The following is a 17375-nucleotide window of genomic DNA, read 5'->3' on the forward strand; positions in this document are numbered from 1 at the left end:
CTTGGCAGTCCGATCAGGTGGTGTCTCGTTTCCAGAGCAGGATGTCGAGCGCCTGAGTAAGGTATGCGCGCTTGGCAGTGGGTGTATTTGGAAACTCGCGCCGGACGAGGATAAGGTGGCGGGGTACCATAACGAGTGTGTCGAATATATGGCGCGCAAAGAACTGCAGCGCGTCCTCGTCCATGCTGTGGTTCCACTCAGAGCTTTCCAGGATCGATCGAACAATTCTGATGCCTTCGGACGCACCAAGCGTTGGTGCAGCCGTTGGAGAAGATTCATGGTCCAACAGCCAGAGGATCAGTGCTTCCAGGCCGATCACCTCCCGCTTCAGCGACAAATCAAGCATCTTCCTGCCGACAAACAACAGCCGGTCGCGAAGTAGCCCCTTCGGGATCGTGGAGGCGATCGGTCGGAGATGGCGGCACAAGCCGTGCTCTACAGCCGCGCGCAAAAGTTCTGTCTTGGAGCCAAAGCGCGAATAGAGAGTGCGCTTGGAGACGTTGGCGCTGGCGGCGATGGATTCCATGCTCGCGCCGTCAGCGCCACGGTTGATGAACTCCTCGAGCGCCACATCAAGAATATGGGCGCCAAGTTGCGCAGCGACCTCCTGCGTCGGCCGGCCGCCTTTTGGGTTGCGCGGTGGAAGCGGAATATCGCGACCCTTCGGCGTTTGTTGCTTCATGATGCCAACCCTAGCGACGTCTGCGTCAAATTCCATGATATTTGACTTGTCAGGGCCGGAGAACGAGCCGATAATAAAACTACTAAGTATACATACGAATGGCGATCCGGGGGATCGTTCATCATTGCCGGAGAGGACGGAAAACAGGAACGGGAAACATAGGACAATGTCTGGACTCGCACTGGTCACTGGTGGAACGCGTGGCATCGGCGCAGCCATATCGAAAAGCCTGAAAGCCGAGGGCTATGCAGTTGCTGCGATCTATCATGGAAACGACCAGGCGGCAGAGCGGTTCATGCAGGAGACGGGTATTTCTGTCTTTAAATGGGATGTCGCGGACGAGGCAGAATGTCTGGAAGGTGTGCGCCGCGTCGAGGCCGAGCTTGGAACGGTCAATCTGCTGGTCAACAATGCCGGGATCACGCGCGACGGCATGTTTCACCGGATGAGCTGGGAGCAATGGCGTGCGGTGCTTGGCACCAATCTCGACTCGATGTTCACCATGACCCGCGCGATCATCGAGGGCATGCGCGAGAGGCGCTATGGCCGGATCGTCAATATTTCCTCGATCAACGGGCAGAAGGGTCAGGTGGGACAGGTCAATTATTCCGCTGCCAAGGCCGGCGTGATCGGCTTCACGAAGGCGTTGGCCCAGGAAAATGCGTCGCGTGGCATCACCGTCAACGCGGTATGTCCTGGCTATGTCGACACCGAGATGGTCGCCTCCGTCAAGCAGGAGGTCCGCGACGGGATTATCGCGGGTATTCCGGTCGGGCGTCTCGGTGCACCCGATGAGATTGCCGAAGCCGTCTGTTATCTGGCCTCGCGAAAAGCCGGCTTCTGTACCGGCGCAGTCCTCTCCATCAACGGCGGCCAATATATCGCCAACGGGTGAAACGTCGTGGCACTCGCTGCGGGCCTTTCGGAAATCCCCGATATTGCGCCGCAACAAACACCGGCAAATTTCTCTCCCCCCACTTTGTCAGAAAGTTTCTTCTCATGACCTATCCGGTTGATCAGATCGTCAATTTGCTAAAGGCCAATGGCCAGCTCGCATTCAAGCTCGCCGAAATCGCACGAACCAGCGGCGAGGAATATCTGCAGATCGGCGGCAAGGCGGCCAGCGGCTTTGCCGGCCAGATCCAGGATATCAAGCCCGGGCAGTTCCCTGGGTTCAAGAGCGAGGCAGGCACCGCCATTCTGTCGGATCTTGAGAAGAGCCGCGAGGAAACGCTCTCCAAGGTCAAGGGCGCGGTCGAGGAGTGGCAATCCACCTGGAAGGATGTCGTCTCCGACACTTCGGCGCCGAAGGAACTGACCGATAAGTTCCAGAGCCTGTTTCAGCCCCAGAGCCTGTTTCAGTCCTGGTCCGGCCTGTTCTCCGCGGCGACGCCGGCTCCGGCACCCGTGACACCGCCCAAGCCTGCCCAGAAAGCGCCGCCGCAAGCCTGAAAGCCTTACGCACAACGAGGTTCACCTTCACATGCGAGTGAAGGTGAACCCCAACCTTTTCGAAAAGCAGCAGGGTGCATATGGGGCGTATGGAAGATTCCGGCATAAGCGGGCATCATTTTTGCTCCAGATGCGTGCCAATATTCTCGGCATCGCTTCTCCTCCTCGTCAGCGGCTGTTCGTTCGCGCCAGAGCATGTCCGCCCGGCCTTGCCTGTGCCCGACACTTATGCCGCGCAGGAGAGCGAGGCCCCCGTGATCGCGCGCATCGGCTGGCACGACTTTTTCAGGGAGCCGCAACTTCAGGCGTTGATCGGCGAGGCGCTGGTTCATAATCGCGACATCCGCATCGCGACGGGGCGTGTCGCGGAGGCGCGGGCGGCTTGGCGAATTGAGGGATCGGCGCTCTATCCCCAGCTCGACGCGGTGGCGACGGGAACCCGGAGCCGGACGCCGGCCGATCTGTCCCTCATCGGGCGGCCGATCACAGGCAATCAGATCTACGCCCAGTTGAGCGCGGGCTGGGAGATCGATTTCTGGGGTCGCCTGCGCAACCTGCGCGAGGCGGCGCGAGCGCAATATCTGGCGACCGAGGAGGCGCGGCGCGCGGTTGCGACCGATCTCATCGCGCAGGTCGCCAACGGCTATCTGCTCGAGCGCGAATATGAAGAGCGCGTCGCCATCGCGACCCGCACCATTACGACGCGTGAAGAGTCGCTGCGGATCATGCGGCGGCGCTACGAGGTCGGCTCGGGCTCCAAACTCGAGATGACGCAAGCGCAGACATTGCTAGCCCAGGCACGAACGACGTTGCAGGCACTCGATCAGGATCGCGAAATCAACCGCAACGCGCTGGCGCTGCTGGTCGGGCATCCGGTCGAGATTGTGCCCGGTCCCCTGGGCCTGATCCAGGCAGCGCCCGATGTCGTGCTGCCTGCCGGCCTGCCTTCCGATATGCTGGTCAACCGGCCCGATATCGTCGCCGCCGAATATGCGCTGCGCGCCGCCAACGCGAATATCGGTGCGGCGCGGGCGGCCTTCCTGCCCAATATCAGCCTCACGGGCGCATTCGGCACGGCCAGCAGCGAACTCGATGGCCTGTTCAAGGACGGCAGCCGCGCGTGGAGCTTCACCCCGACGATCAGCCTGCCGATCTTCAACGCCGGTCAGTTGAAGGGCAATCTCGACGTCGCCAGGGCGCGGCGAGACATTGCGGTCGCCGATTATGAGCGCACTGTCCAGTCAGCGTTCCGTGACGTCTCCGACGCGCTTGTCCGCCGTCGCCAGCTGGGGCTGCAGATCGACAGCATGCGGACGATGCTCGACGCGCTGCGGGAGCGGGCCCGGCTGGCGCAATTGCGCTTCGACAGTGGTCGATCGGCCTATCTCGAGGTGCTCGATGCGCAGCGCGACCTGTTCGATACCGAGCAGGCGCTGGTACAACTGCGTCGCGCCGAGCTTGCGAGCGCGATCGCCCTCTACGCTGCACTGGGCGGCGGGTTCGTCGCGAACCCCGCCTTCGATATCAACGCACCTCAAACCGGGAACCTGGCACGATGACGACCCCGAAAAAAACATGGATTATCCGGGGCGGCATCCTCGTGGCGGTGGTCGCCGCCGGTCTGTTGCTCTGGCAAATGCTCAAGCCCGCGGGGTTGCCGGAAGGCATCGTCAGCGGCAATGGCCGGATCGAGGCGATCGAGATCGACGTCGCGGCAAAGTCGCCCGGCCGGATCCGCGACATCGTTGCCGATGAAGGCGACTTCGTGAAGGCGGGGCAAGTGGTTGCGCATATGGACGTCGATGTCCTGAGCGCTCAGCGGTCCGAAGCGCAGGCGCAACTCGCCCAGGCGCTCAACGCCATTCAGACAGCACAAAGCCAGGTGTCGCAGCGGCAGAGTGAGCGCGCGGCAGCCCTTGCCAGCGTCCGCCAGCGTGAGGCTGAACTCAATGCCGCGCGCAAGCGGTTCGGGCGTTCAGAGACGCTGGCGCGCGAAGGCGCGACCGCGGTGCAGGAGCGCGACGATGATCAGGCGCGGGTAGACGGCGCCGCTGCGGCGGTCGAAGCGGCCAGGGCCCAGCTTGCCGCGGTCGATGCCGCGATCGGTACGGCGCGCAGTCAGGTCATCGGCGCACGCTCCAATGTCGATGCGGTGAAGGCGACGATCGAGCGGATCGATGCCGATATCCGCGACAGCGACCTGCGCGCGCCCACCGGCGGGCGCGTTCAGTATCGCGTGGCCCAGCCGGGCGAGATCGTCGCCGGCGGCGGGCGGGTGCTCAACCTCGTCAATCTGGGCGACGTCTACATGACCTTCTTCCTGCCCGAAACGGTTGCAGGCCGGGTCGCGCTTGGCACCGACGTCCGCATCGTGCTCGATGCCGCGTCCGACTTCGTGATCCCGGCCAAGGTCTCGTTCGTCGCCGACGTGGCGCAGTTCACGCCCAAGACGGTCGAGACGGAGAGCGAGCGCCAGAAGCTGATGTTCCGGGTCAAGGCGCGGATTGATCCCGCGCTGCTCGAAAAACACATCAGCCAGGTCAAGACGGGGCTGCCGGGCATGGCTTATGTGCGCATCGATCCAGGCGTGGCGTGGCCGGAGAAGCTCGCGATCCGGACCGTTCGTTGAGCGATCCGGTGACGGGCAACGCAAACGAGCCGAGCCTGGACGCCGGGCCAGCGGCACGTCTCGCCGGTGTCAGCCTGCGCTATGGCAAGACATTGGCGCTCGATGGCGTGGATATCGAGATTCCGCCCGGCAAGATGGTTGCGCTCATCGGTCCCGATGGCGTCGGCAAATCCAGCCTGTTCTCGCTGATCGCCGGTGCCCGCGCGATTCAGGACGGTCTGGTGGAGGTGCTGGGCGGCAACATGGCCGACGGGCATCATCGCGAAGCCGTCTGCCCGCGCATCGCCTATATGCCGCAGGGCCTGGGCAAGAATCTCTACCCGACGCTCTCGATCGACGAGAATCTCGAATTTTTTGGGCGACTGTTCGGTCAGGGCGCGCGGGAGCGGGAGCGGCGGATAGCACAGCTGACCCAAAGCACCGGCCTTGAACCATTTCGCAAGCGTCCCGCAGGCAAGCTGTCGGGCGGCATGAAGCAGAAGCTGGGCCTGTGCTGCGCGCTCATCCACGATCCCGATTTTCTGCTGCTCGATGAGCCGACCACGGGCGTCGATCCGCTGTCGCGCGCGCAATTCTGGGATCTGATCGATAGTATCCGCGCCGACCGGCCACAGATGAGCGTGCTGGTCGCCACCGCCTATATGGAGGAAGCCGCTCGCTTCGACTGGCTGATCGCGATGGACGCGGGAAAGGTCCTCGCCACCGGTACGGCGGAGGAATTCTACGAGCGCACCGGCACGAAGGCCCTTGAGGAAGCGTTCATCGCACTGCTGCCCGAGGAGCGCCGGCGCGGCCACAAGCCCGTGACGATCCCGCCGCGCGATACCGGCGCCGAGGACGTCGCGATCGAGGCGAAGGGCCTGACGATGCGCTTTGGCGAATTCACCGCCGTCGATCATGTCGATTTTCGGATCGAGCGCGGTGAGATATTCGGCTTCCTGGGCTCGAACGGCTGCGGCAAGTCGACGACGATGAAGATGCTGACCGGCCTGCTCAAGGCGACCGAAGGGCAGGCCTGGCTGTTTGGCCGCGAGGTCGAGAGTGACGACATGGCGACGCGCAAAAGGGTCGGCTATATGAGTCAGGCCTTCTCGCTTTATTCAGAACTCTCCGTCCGCCAGAATCTCGTGCTCCACGCCGAGCTTTTCCATGTACCATCGGCCGAGATTCCCGGGCGGGTGACAGAGATCGCCGACCGCTTCGGTCTACGCGATATCATGGAGGCACTGCCCGATGCGCTGCCGCTCGGGCAGCGGCAGCGGCTCAGCCTCGCCGTTGCGATGATCCACAAGCCTGAGATGCTGATCCTCGACGAGCCGACCTCGGGCGTCGATCCGATCGCGCGCGACCAGTTCTGGCAGATGATGATCGACCTGTCGCGGAACGACAAGGTAACGATCTTCATCTCGACCCACTTCATGAACGAGGCCGAGCGCTGCGACCGCATCTCGCTGATGCACGCGGGCAAGGTGCTGATCAGCGACACACCGACAGCCATCATCGAAAAGCGCGGCAGCGCCAATCTCGAAGACGCATTTATAGCTTATCTGGAGGACGCCGCAGGGACAGGGAGCGATGCACCGACTGGCGCCGTCGCTGCACCGCAGGCGGATACTCACGATCGCGCACCCGGCTCCTCTTCGCGCGTCTTCAGTCGCCGCCGGGTGATGAGCTATGCCCGCCGCGAGGCGCTGGAGTTGAACCGCGATCCGATCCGCGCAACGCTGGCTCTGCTCGGGAGCGTGCTGCTCATGTTCATTATGGGCTATGGCATCAGCATGGATGTCGAGAATTTGCCGTTCGCGGTGCTCGACCGGGATGCGACAACAACGAGCGAGAATTACGCGCTCAACCTTGCGGGTTCCCGTTATTTTATCGAGCGGCCGCAAATCAGCGACTATGCCCAGCTCGACCGGCGCATGCGCTCCGGAGAGCTCAGTCTCGCCATCGAGATCCCGCCCAATTTCGCGCGCGATATCCGGCGTGGCACCCCCGTTCAGATCGGTGTGTGGATGGATGGCGCGATGCCGCAGCGGGCCGAGACCGTGCAGGGCTATATCCAGGCGATGCACGCGCAGTGGCTGAGCGAAATGGCCGTGCAGGAACTGGGCGCGCGGCCGTCGAGCGGCCTGATCGATGTCGAGATGCGCTATCGCTACAATCCCGACGTCAAGAGTCTTGTCGCAATCGCGCCGGCCGTCATCCCTGTGCTTCTCCTGCTGTTCCCCGCGATGCTGACCGCGCTCAGCGTCGTGCGCGAGAAGGAGTTGGGATCGATCATCAATTTCTATGTGACGCCGATCGGCCGCTTTGAGTTTCTGCTGGGCAAACAGCTACCCTATGTGGCCCTGGCTATGGCGAACTATGTGCTCCTGGTGCTCCTGGCATGGCTGGTCTTCCGGGTGCCCATCACCGGCAATATCCTGGCAATGACGCTGGGCGCCTTCCTCTACACCCTCTCCGCCACCGCGATCGGCTTACTTTTCTCCATCTTCATGCGCAGCCAGATCGCAGCTTTGTTCTCGACCGCCATCGGCACGATCCTGCCGGCGGTGCAGTTCTCCGGTCTGATCAATCCGGTTTCGTCGCTCGAAGGAGCGGGAGCCTTCATCGGCAATCTCTTCCCGACTACCCAATTCGTGACGATCTGTCGCGGTGTGTTCTCGAAGGGCCTCGGCTTCGGCGACCTTGCCCAACCGCTGCTAGCGCTGGCCGTGGCCTTCCCGGTGATTCTGGGCCTGTGCGTCGTGTTGCTCAAGAAGCAGGAAAACTGAGCCATGCAGCACGCTGCCAACATCTATCGCCTCGGCATCAAGGAACTGCGCAGCCTGTGGCGCGATCCGATGATGCTGGTGCTGATCGTCTACGCCTTTTCGCTCGGCATCTATGTCGCCGCGAGCGCAATGCCCGAATCGCTTCACATGGCGCCGATCGCGATCATCGACGAGGATCAGTCACCCCTCTCGAACCGGATCACCGGGGCCTTCTACCCGCCCCATTTTTCCCAGCCCTCGATCGTCGGGCTCGATGAGGTCGACAAGGGCATGGATGCTGGCCGCTATACCTTCGCGCTCAACATCCCGCCCGATTTCCAGCGCGACGTACTGGCGGGACGAAAGCCCGGGGTGCAACTCAACATCGACGCGACGCGGATGAGCCAGGCCTTCACCGGGGGCGGCTATATCCAGCAGATCGTCCAGGGAGAGGTGTCCGAGTTCATGAAGGGCACCCGCGCGACAGCCGCCGCGCCCGTCGATCTGGCCCTGCGAGCGCGTTTCAATCCGACGCTCGCCCAAAGCTGGTTCGGGTCGGTGATGGAGATCATCAACAATGTGACGATGCTCTCGATCGTGCTGACCGGCGCAGCGCTGATCCGCGAGCGCGAGCACGGCACGATCGAGCATCTGCTGGTGATGCCGGTCACCCCGTTCGAGATCATGGCCAGCAAAGTCTGGGCGATGGGCCTTGTCGTGCTGGCCTCTTGTGCCTTCGCGTTGCTCATAATGATCCAGGGCATCCTCAAAGTGCCGATCGAAGGGTCAGTCTCGCTGTTCTTGCTGGGGGCCGCCCTCCATCTGTTCGCGACGACGTCGATCGGTATATTCATGGGAACAATCGCGCGCTCGATGCCGCAATTTGGTCTGCTGCTGATGTTGGTCCTGCTGCCGCTCCAACTGCTGTCGGGCGGCATGACCCCCCGCGAGAGTATGCCCGAGATCGTCCAGACGCTGATGCTGGCGGCACCGACGACGCACTTCGTCAAGATGGCCCAGGCGATCCTGTATCGTGGCGCCGGCCTGGATGTCGTCTGGCCCCAGTTCCTGGCGATCATCGCCATCGGTGCGACCTTCTTCGCCATTGCGCTCTCGCGGTTCCGCAAGACCATCGGGGCGATGGCATGACACCAAACCACCGCACCGCAGGACCAACACGCCATTTTGCAGCCCGGCTGGTCAGCCGCCGCTCGACCTTATGCAGGATCCTTTTGCTGGGAACGCCGATTTTGTTCGGAGCGGCGCGCGCTCTGGCACAGGACATCGAAGCACCGTCGATGGCGCAGGCGATCCAGGAACTGAAGCCAGGGAAATATCTCTGGTTCCCAGAGGTCGCGCCCGCTGGGCCCGTCCTTCTAGTCGTGAGCCTCAAGGCGCAGCGCGCATATGTTTATCGCAACGGCGTGCCGATCGGGGTGACGACCATTTCATCGGGAAAGGCAGGCTACGAGACGCCGACAGGGATTTTTACGATCCTGCAGAAGCATGTCGATCACAAGTCCAATCTTTACGACGACGCACCCATGCCGTTCATGCAGCGCCTTACCTGGGACGGAGTGGCGCTCCATGCGGGCAATGTCCCAGGTTATCCCGCCTCGCATGGCTGCATCCGGCTCCCGCTGGCGTTTGCGCGCCTTCTGTTCGGCGTGAGCCGGCTGGGCATGACCGTGTTCATCGCCCAGGATCAGCCCGTTCCGCGACTGGCGCCAACGCCGGACTTTCTGCGCGGCGATGCCGCCGGCAGGGAGGAAGACGCTGGCGAGATATGGACTCCGCAGGCAGCGCCGAGCGGACCTCTTTCGATCGTCATCAGTGCTGCAGACCAGCGCATCCTTGTCTTGCGCAACGGCGTGCGGATCGGCGCGGCGCGGGTGCGGATAGAGGGGGCTGTGACCGAGCCCGCCGCTTATTCGCTCACGGGCATTGAGGGCGACCAGTTTCGCTGGGTCCGCCTGGCGCTGCCCAATCAGCCAGCCGGAGCGCAAAGCGCGGTGAGCCAGGAGGAGCGGGCGCGCCTCAGGTTGCCCGCAGCCTTCCAGCAGAAGATGCGCGCAATCCTGACGCCTGGTACTGTGGCAATCGTAACTCCCGACAGCCTCGCAAGCGGTAGCGCGGGCGAGCAGTTGACCGTGATTTCCAGTGAGGAAGGGCAGTGATCGGCGCTCACCCTCATCGGCCCATCCGTTTCCGCCTGGGCGACTGCCGGATAACCCGCTCATGTCCGATGAACCTGTCCCGCCACGGACGTGGGACGGATGTTTATGAGGACAGGAGCTTTTTCGTCGTCTTTTTGCTTGTCTCGCTGGCCTTCGGCTGGATTCTCTCGCCCATCCTGCTTGCTGCCGCGGTGGTTTCGCTAGTTTATGCGCAAATTCAGTCGGGCGGGATCAATTTCGACCAGTATTTTCATCAATTCCAACACGTGCTGCCCGGAGCCGGCAGGCGGTCGCTCGCGCATTTTGGGCTCACAGATATTGCGGCGGTCTGCGCGCGACACACCACCGGACTGATGGGGGGCTTCGAAGCGTTCGCCCGGCACGTGTTCAGCATCCGATCGTGCAAAGGAAGAAGAGAAACGACGTACGATTTTAATCGACTGATTATTGGACGCCTCCACAACGCCAAGGTGTGGAATGGTCATGCACCATCGCCCGGTCTTCTCGGGGCGTGTTTTGCGCGTGGCGCGAACTGGCATGGAAAAGCTCCGCTAAGCATGGGCGAGGCCAAGCGGAAGGGCATATGCTCTTCGTGCGACGGGTCCACCATAGCGTCGAGGAACATCTCGAAGCCCGGGAAGCCACCAATATCTTCGGGCTGGCGGGGGTGTTCGCCCGTCACGAAACGCGGGTAATGGATGTCGGGATTGCCTGGGCCGACGTTCTCGACAGTGACGGTGCAGCGCCGGTCGTCCCCCCATTACATAGGTGTAGGTCAGGTCGCGGATCCCGCGCTCGATCAGTGCACTAAACCTGACGTCGCTGGACGGCGGCGAGATCATAGTCGAGCCAATGGGGATCGGTAGCGTCGTAGAGCCGATCGCCGGCCTCGAACTGCCACAGGTGACATTCCTGCCAGCCCATCGCAGCCTGGATTACATCGTGCAGCATCCTGAGGCTGCCGGTGAGCTGCATGTCGACGGTGCGCCAGATCTCGGGTTCGTCATATCGCTGGAATAGCGCAATCCATTTCGGCTATGCTCCTGTCGGGCAATACCAGTCCATGCCATCATCACTCCATCTCTCGCAGTACGGCGTGAATTACAACATGCAGGTATTGCTCAACAACTCTCGGGGCGGGCTTTACAGCACCGTGCATTTAATCTGAAGCATATCCGGCATGCTTGAAATAGTTCATGCATTCCTCGGGTGTGTACAAGGAGCATATATCGCCCACGGCGCGGACGAGGTCGTCGATGGTGCGGGCCTTGATCCGGCGCAGATGCGCCTTGAGTTTTGAGAACGCCAATTCGATTGGATTGAGGTCAGGGCTGTAGGGCGGCAAGAAGACGAACCACGCGCCGCGCTCCTTGACGATTGCCTTGGCCTTTTCGCTCTTGTGGCTCGAGAGATTGTCGAGGATCACCACGTCACCGGGTTCCAGCGTGGGGGCGAGCTGCGTTTCGACATAGGCTTCGAACAGATCGCGGTTCATGGCGCCGTTGATGACCCACGGTGCAGTCAACCCATCGTGCCGCAGAGCCGCGATGAAAGTGCGGGTGTTGCGATTTCCAAAGGGGGCATGCGCGCGCAACCTCTTCCCCTTCGGGGCGCGACCACGTTGCCGCGTCATATTGGTCGCGGTTGCCGTCTCGTCGATAAACACCAGCTTGTGCGCTTGTTCGCGCAGCGCGGCTGACGCCCGTCCCGCCGTTTCGTAGCCACCTCCTGGCGGGTGGCCTCTGTCGCTATCAGCGCCGTTTTTTGTAAGAATAGCCCGCCGCGCACAGCAAACGCGACAGCGTGCTGGGGTGGACTGCAGGGCCACCGTTCGCCTGCAGTTTCGCAACCAGTTCAGGCATGGTGATGTCCGGTTCCACTTTGACCAGCCACTCAGCCGGTCACGCCAGGCCGCAAGCTTGCCCCCGCCCGCAGGACGGCCTTGCCGACCCGGCTCCAGCGACCCTGTCCTCGCCATGCGTTGGGCCAGACGCACACCCGTGCTCGCGCTGACGCCAAAACGGCGCGCCGCAGCGCGTGCCGACCCTTCCGTCTCGATGCCTCCATACACGCGCTTGCGAAGATCCATCGAATGCGATTTTCCCATCGGCCACCTCCAGCCCGAGAGAATCATAAATCTCGCACCTTGGGAATCGACCGATTCAATTTTCACGCATCACGCTGTAAGAATCGGCCGCTTATCATCGAATCGAGCGACCTGAAATTGCAAGTATGAACACTACTTGCGCGGCAGTCGCCCTTCCAGTAATGTAGCTGCGCTTCATGACAGTTGGGAAGGTCTCCGGATAAGGAGACCCTTCGCTTGCCCAAGCTCAATTTCCGTCTCGACGAGGCGCTGCGTCTTGCTCTAATGCGCCGCGCTCGCGGCGCGAACCTGCCCTTGTCGGTCTTCATCCGCCAGGTGCTTGAGCAGGCCGTCGATGAGCGCAAGCGCTATGTCTTCTCCTCTCAGGACGAGATACTCGCCACCTCGATCCAAATCCTCTCGATCGTCGCGACGTCTGTCGGTCAGCAATCACCCGCAGCACTCGAGCAGGGCATGGCGCAGGCGCGCGCCATCCTTGCCGAGCGCGGGTTGCTGGGCGGGGAGGGTGTACGATGAGCATTTTCCGCAACGACACGCTGGGCTCATGGACACGCGGCGGACAGGCCATCGTCCATAACGTCCGAATGACGACGCAGGTCTTCTACCAGACCCTGTTGGCCGGCTTCATCATCTGGATCATCGGCACCCTCTGGTACGCGTTCGAGAAGTCGACAGAGTATGAACGTTTCGTCCTCGTGAAGCTCGCCGAGGCGATGATCAAGGTCGACGCGGCAGCCGGTACCAACGATCCCGTCCAGTTCCGCACGCCCGAAGGCCAGGCCTACTGGACTTCGGCGGACTGGCTCGTCGCGTCCAGCCTGGCCAAAAAGACCTTGCACGCGTTCGAGGTCTATCTGCTCCACGGAGCGCTGATCTCGGGACTGTTCAGCCTCGTCATGCTCGCCTGGGCCTGGTTCTATTTCACCCGAACGGGCAGGGGGCTTGGCTCCAATGAATATCTGCGCGGGGCGCGCTTCGGCACGATCCGACAGGTCAAGCACGCACTCTGGCGCCAGGCCAAGGGGCCGCTCCTGATCGGCAAAGTGCCGGTGCCGGAAGCCTATGAGCCCGAACATATCCTCTTGTGCGGCGCGCCTGGCACGGGAAAGACTAATCTCATCGTCGGCATGCTCGAGGGCATCCGCAAATCGGGCCGGCGCGCTATCGTCTACGACACCGCCGGCACCTTCGTCGAGAAGTTCTACCGGCAGGGCACCGATATGCTGCTCAACCCGCTCGATCACCGTACGGCGCGCTGGTCACCCTGGGTCGATGTGCCGCGCGACTATCACTATGACCAGATCGCCGAATCCACCATTCCCGACAAGCATGGCGATCCCTTCTGGGCGAAGGCGGCCAGAGGAACGCTGGTCGCGGTGATGCGCAAGCTCGCCCGCCAGAAGCACACCTATGTCTCCGTCCTGCTCGACAGGCTGCTTCGCTCGAAGCTCAAGGACCTTGCGGCCTTTGTCAGCGGTACCGATGCCGCCGCCTTCATCAGCACCGAAGGTGAACGGACATCCGCGGGCATCCAGGCCGAACTCGCCTCGGTGATGCGCAGTTTCGGCTATCTTGACGATACCGACGACGGCTTCTCCATCCGCGATTGGGTCGAGAAGGGAGAGGAGGGAAGCTGGCTCTTCATCACGGTCAAAGCCGATCAGCTTCCCTCGCTGCGCCCGCTCATCACCGTCTGGCTCGATATCGCGATCAGCGCGATCATGAGCCTGACCCCCGATCGCGACCGCCGCCTCTATTGCGTGATCGATGAATTGCCGACGTTGCAGAAGTTGCCATCACTCTCGGACTTCCTCGCCCGTGCCCGTAAATATGGCGGGTGCGGCATATTGGGCTTCCAGTCCTACCCGCAACTCGAAGCAACCTATGGCATCCAGGATGCTGCCGCCATCACCGGCTACTGCTCGACCTGGGTCGCGTTGCGAGCCAACGACACAGCGACAGCAAAACATGTCTCGGAAAATCTCGGCCAGGTCGAACAGGTCGAGGCGAACGAGGGCATGTCCTATGGCGTCAACGACATGCGGGACGGCGTCAACCTGTCACGCATGCAGGTGACCCGGCCGCTGGTCATGCCGACCGAGGTCACCAATCTTCCCAATCTTGTCGGCTTCCTTCGCTTTGGCCGCAACCTTCCGGTGGTGCGTTTCGACAGCGCCTTCAACGCTATCGCGTCGCTAGGACCGGCCTTTCTTGAACGCACTGATCCACCGGCGCTGGTCGACAAGGCAAAGGATCTGGTTCGTATCGCCCATGCCGAAGCCCGGGTGAGGGAAGCCATCGAGCGAGAAAGCGCACAGAATCCGCCACCTTCGACACATCCGCAAGCGGCTGCGGACGTGCCGGAGAAGTCGGCGCCGTCGTCGAAGGCTCCCCGAACGCCACCACGGCAACCTGACCTGTTCAATCCGCCGAAGGCGAAGGTCGATCCGAAGCTCGTGGAAGACATCCTGCACGCCAGGGAAGGTGATGACTTGCCAGTCCCGCCACGCGAGGCCTGGACCATCCTCGCCGGCAAACAGGGGGAGATTCGCTCCGATCTTGTCCAGCATGGCCGCGATGATGGGCCACGTGAACCCGCGAAGCCGGCATGATCCAGCCTCAGCGCCTGTACGGCAAGCCTGCCAATATCGCCCGCTACTATACGGTCGGGGACTATTACACCAAGGGCGGCGATGAGCCTTCCGAATGGGGCGGAAAACTCGCCGCCGATCTCGGTCTCTCCGGGCCGGTCGATCCCAAAATGTTCCGCGAGCTCCTGGCCGGCAAGGTCGGCGACCAACAACTGGGCCGTTACCGCGCCGACGGAACAATCCAGCATCACCCGGGCTGGGACTTCGCGGTCAATGCGCCCAAGTCCGTTTCTATCATGGCACTGGTCGCCGGCGATGAGCGTGTGCTGGCAGCTCATGAACAGGCGGTGACGGTAGCGATCGGCTATCTGGAGGAACAGGCGCAACTGCGCCGCCGTGACGAGGGCAAGATCGTCCACGAAACGACCGGGCGCATTCTCGTCGCTCGGTTCACCGAACATGGCAGCCGCGAACTCGACCCGCATCTCCACACCCATGTCGTCGTCCTCAACATGACCAACCGCCAGGATGGCGAACCGATGGCGAGCCTGGAAAGCAGGGTCATGTATGGCGAACAGCGCGTTGCCGGACAGATCTACCGCAATGCGCTGGCCTTCGCCTTGCGCGAAGCAGGGCATCAGGTCGATTTTGATCCGCGCTCCGGCCTGTTCGAGATACGCGGCGTTCCCCAATCCCTGATCGAAAAATTCTCACAGCGCGCCGATGACATCGAGGAGCATGCGCGCGAGCATGGCCTGGTTGGCCAGAAGGCACAGCGCGCCTCCTTCTATGCGACACGCAAGGCCAAGGTGAAGATCGGCCATGAAGAACTCCTTGTCCAGTGGCACCAGCGCACCGGCGAACTGCTCGACGTGCTGGAGAAGATCGTTGCCGCCGGCAGGGAGCGCGAAGGCGAGCACCTGTCTCCCACGGACAGGGAAGCGTCCCGTGCAGCGCTCTTCGGGCTGCGGCAACTGGAAACCACCGAAGCGGTCAACAACCTGGGCGATATCTTGCGTACCGGTCTTGCCGCCCATGTCGGAGAGGTTCGGCTGGAGGATGTGCGGCCGCGGATCGAAAACCACGAAGCGATCCGCAAACTGTTGCCGACGCACGAGCAGACCGGTGACAAGATACTTACGCGCGGGCGGACCAGCCGCAAGTCCTGGCGGCTTGAACTGGCCCTGACCCAGCATATCGCCCTTGGCCTTGGCGATGCCCGGCCCATCGCATCGAGCGACCGTGTTCTGCGTGCCCTCGACGACACCATATTGAATCAGGAACAGCAACGCGCGCTTGTCGAAACGGCGCTGACGCGTGACCGGATCACCGGTATCCACGGCGTCGCGGGTTCCGGCAAATCGACGCTGGTGAAGATTCTCGGCGAGGCGGCCGAACCGGGTACGACCCTGATCGCGCTCGCGCCCACATCCTCGGCGGCGGCGGAACTGGGGACCAAGGCGAACATCGCTTCCCATACCGTTGCGAGTTTCGTTGCCCGTGGCGGGCAGGGGATCACCGACCGTCATGTGCTGGTGCTCGACGAGGCGGGCCAATTGGGTAACCGTCAGGCCCGCCGTCTGCTGGAGATCAGCAGGGCGACAGGCGCGCGGCTGTTGCTGCTGGGAGACGAAAAGCAGACCGGAGCCATCGAGCAGGGCAAACCCTTCTGGCTGATGCGTCGCCTCGGGCTCCCGACCGTCGAACTGACGGAGGCGGTGCGACAGGAAACCAGGACCATCAAATCGGCCGTGACGGCGGCCCGCGCAGGCAATTTCGCAGTCGCCCTGGGCAAACTCGACAGCGTCAACACGGCCGGCGACAACGAAGAGATGGCCACCCAGGTCGTTAGCGCCTGGGTTCGCCTCAAGGCAGAAACACGGACCGGAACGAACATCCTGGTTCTCGACAACGCAACGCGGCTGATCGTCAACAGCAAGATCCGCGAGGCGCTGAGAAATGAAAGCGCGCTCGCTGCCGAGGATAGCCGGCTCTCCATCCTCGCCCCTGCCGGCCTTACCGACATCGAGAAGCATATGGCCCGCTTCTACGGAGCAGGGCAGGTCGTACGGTTCGACCGCGACATTGCCAGCCTGGGTGTAGCGCGCAGCGCGGACTATCGTGTGATCGGACTAGGGCGGGACGGCAACGGCCGCCAGGTCGTCCGTCTTGTCGATGAGCAGGGACGCACCATCAAATGGGATCCGCAAACCACCAAGGCGCGGCATATCAATGTGTTCAATCCAGAAGAACGGGAACTGGCACAAGGCGACCGCATCCAATGGCGTCTCGTCAATCGCGATCTCGATCTGCGCAACGCCGAGCGCGGCACGGTGGAGAAGCTGGACGGAGAGATGGCCACAATCCGCTGGGATCGCGGCGGGCGTGTCCAGCAAGTCAATCTGTCTGAACACCGAACCTGGGATCATGGCTATGCCGAGACCGTCTATTCCTCCCAATCGAAGACCTATCCGCGCGTTTTCGTTCTGGCACCCGTCGATTCGCCGCTGGTCAACGCCCAGAATTTCTACACCGCCATTACCCGCGCGATGTACGGCGTGCGGCTATGGACCAATGACGTCAAGGAATTGATCGCCAAGCTGGAACGCCAGTCGGGGGAGAAGACCTCTTCCGCCGAAGGGCTGGGGCGTATGAAGCAAAATCAGGTCGTTGCTTTCGGTGCGCGCCATGAAGGACGCCTCGCAACGCTCAAGACCGAACAGGAACAGATGCGCCCGCAGCGTCGCGATCGTGCGCTCGAACGTTACCTCAACCGTCGGGATGCGCCGCCGCGAGGGACAGCCGAACATCTCGCCGAAGGCGCCCGAAGTATCGCGCAGGTACTTGACCGGTTTCTGGGCGGCATCCTCGATCATGCGCGTGCACAGCACGATGCACCTCATATCGAGGCGCCGGCCCCGGTGGCAGAGCAACCGCGATCACTACAGCCTCATTCCGAACCTGCCCATGGGCCCGAACGATAA

General features: G+C 62.4%; 14 protein-coding genes and 2 pseudogenes. 11 read left to right on the forward strand and 5 right to left on the reverse strand.

From position 1 onward, the window contains the following. Positions 1–13: 13 nt before the first annotated feature. Positions 14–682: a TetR/AcrR family transcriptional regulator gene (locus tag HH800_RS08655; RefSeq protein WP_169860763.1), complete on the reverse strand. Its 669-nt coding sequence runs from the start codon at positions 680–682 to the stop codon at positions 14–16. Positions 683–848: 166 nt separating this feature from the next. Between HH800_RS08655 and phbB the strand changes: the two genes are divergently transcribed. The 7 genes from phbB (at position 849) to HH800_RS08690 (ending at position 9693) form a co-directional block, all read left to right on the forward strand. After that, a complete protein-coding gene (gene phbB / locus HH800_RS08660) occupies positions 849–1577 on the forward strand; it encodes an acetoacetyl-CoA reductase (RefSeq protein WP_010338723.1) in 729 nt (242 codons plus the stop codon). Positions 1578–1681: 104 nt separating this feature from the next. Beyond that, the gene (locus tag HH800_RS08665; RefSeq protein ID WP_010338725.1) at positions 1682–2134 is read left to right on the forward strand and encodes a hypothetical protein; all 453 of its coding nucleotides are present in this window, start codon (positions 1682–1684) and stop codon (positions 2132–2134) included. Between the two features lie 134 nt (positions 2135–2268). Beyond that, complete coding sequence (locus HH800_RS08670) at positions 2269–3693, forward strand: efflux transporter outer membrane subunit (protein ID WP_232313660.1); 1425 nt, start codon at positions 2269–2271, stop codon at positions 3691–3693. Further along, positions 3690–4763 (forward strand): HlyD family secretion protein, encoded by a 1074-nt coding sequence (locus HH800_RS08675; protein WP_010338728.1) that lies wholly within the window; start codon positions 3690–3692, stop codon positions 4761–4763. The genes HH800_RS08670 and HH800_RS08675 overlap by 4 nt, the downstream gene beginning before the upstream one ends. Then, positions 4760–7537 (forward strand): ribosome-associated ATPase/putative transporter RbbA, encoded by a 2778-nt coding sequence (rbbA, locus tag HH800_RS08680; protein WP_010338729.1) that lies wholly within the window; start codon positions 4760–4762, stop codon positions 7535–7537. Before HH800_RS08675 ends, rbbA begins: the two co-directional genes overlap by 4 nt. Positions 7538–7540: 3 nt before the next feature. Beyond that, a complete protein-coding gene (locus HH800_RS08685) occupies positions 7541–8665 on the forward strand; it encodes an ABC transporter permease (protein ID WP_010338730.1) in 1125 nt (374 codons plus the stop codon). Further along, positions 8662–9693 carry a L,D-transpeptidase gene (locus HH800_RS08690; RefSeq protein WP_235682062.1) on the forward strand — a complete coding sequence of 344 codons (1032 nt, stop codon included), beginning with the start codon at positions 8662–8664 and terminating at the stop codon, positions 9691–9693. The genes HH800_RS08685 and HH800_RS08690 overlap by 4 nt, the downstream gene beginning before the upstream one ends. A 200-nt stretch (positions 9694–9893) precedes the next feature. On the opposite strand, the gene HH800_RS08695 is transcribed toward HH800_RS08690, so the two are convergent. From HH800_RS08695 to HH800_RS29350, 3 genes and pseudogenes are all read right to left on the reverse strand, one after another. Then, on the reverse strand, positions 9894–10178 hold the full coding sequence (locus HH800_RS08695) for a hypothetical protein (protein WP_138984483.1): 285 nt from the start codon (positions 10176–10178) through the stop codon (positions 9894–9896). Continuing rightward, a pseudogene (locus HH800_RS29590) lies at positions 10175–10441 on the reverse strand (IS1096 element passenger TnpR family protein); the annotation flags it as partial. The gene HH800_RS08695 and the pseudogene HH800_RS29590, both read right to left, overlap by 4 nt. A gap of 59 nt (positions 10442–10500) precedes the next feature. Beyond that, positions 10501–10668, reverse strand: a complete 168-nt coding sequence (locus HH800_RS29350; protein WP_010338734.1) for an IS1096 element passenger TnpR family protein — start codon at positions 10666–10668, stop codon at positions 10501–10503. Here HH800_RS29350 and HH800_RS08710 point away from each other — a divergent pair. Continuing rightward, on the forward strand, positions 10667–10861 hold the full coding sequence (locus HH800_RS08710; protein ID WP_169860764.1) for a hypothetical protein: 195 nt from the start codon (positions 10667–10669) through the stop codon (positions 10859–10861). The two genes, HH800_RS29350 and HH800_RS08710, sit on opposite strands and share 2 nt — an antisense overlap. Here the strand turns inward: HH800_RS08710 and HH800_RS08715 are convergent. Then, positions 10853–11800 (reverse strand): annotated as a pseudogene (locus HH800_RS08715) (IS630 family transposase). The gene HH800_RS08710 and the pseudogene HH800_RS08715 overlap by 9 nt on opposite strands. A 216-nt stretch (positions 11801–12016) precedes the next feature. Between HH800_RS08715 and HH800_RS08720 the strand changes: the two are divergent. The 3 genes from HH800_RS08720 to mobF are packed head-to-tail and all read left to right on the forward strand — an operon-like array spanning position 12017 to position 17375. After that, positions 12017–12316 (forward strand): hypothetical protein, encoded by a 300-nt coding sequence (locus tag HH800_RS08720; protein WP_010338737.1) that lies wholly within the window; start codon positions 12017–12019, stop codon positions 12314–12316. Next, the gene (locus HH800_RS08725; protein ID WP_010338738.1) at positions 12313–14412 is read left to right on the forward strand and encodes a type IV secretion system DNA-binding domain-containing protein; all 2100 of its coding nucleotides are present in this window, start codon (positions 12313–12315) and stop codon (positions 14410–14412) included. Before HH800_RS08720 ends, HH800_RS08725 begins: the two co-directional genes overlap by 4 nt. Beyond that, positions 14409–17375, forward strand: coding sequence for a MobF family relaxase (gene mobF, locus HH800_RS08730; RefSeq protein ID WP_169860765.1), 2967 nt, complete (start codon positions 14409–14411; stop codon positions 17373–17375). The genes HH800_RS08725 and mobF overlap by 4 nt, the downstream gene beginning before the upstream one ends.

The sequence above is a fragment of the Sphingobium yanoikuyae genome (assembly GCF_013001025.1).
Taxonomy (GTDB): Bacteria; Pseudomonadota; Alphaproteobacteria; order Sphingomonadales; family Sphingomonadaceae; genus Sphingobium; species Sphingobium yanoikuyae_A.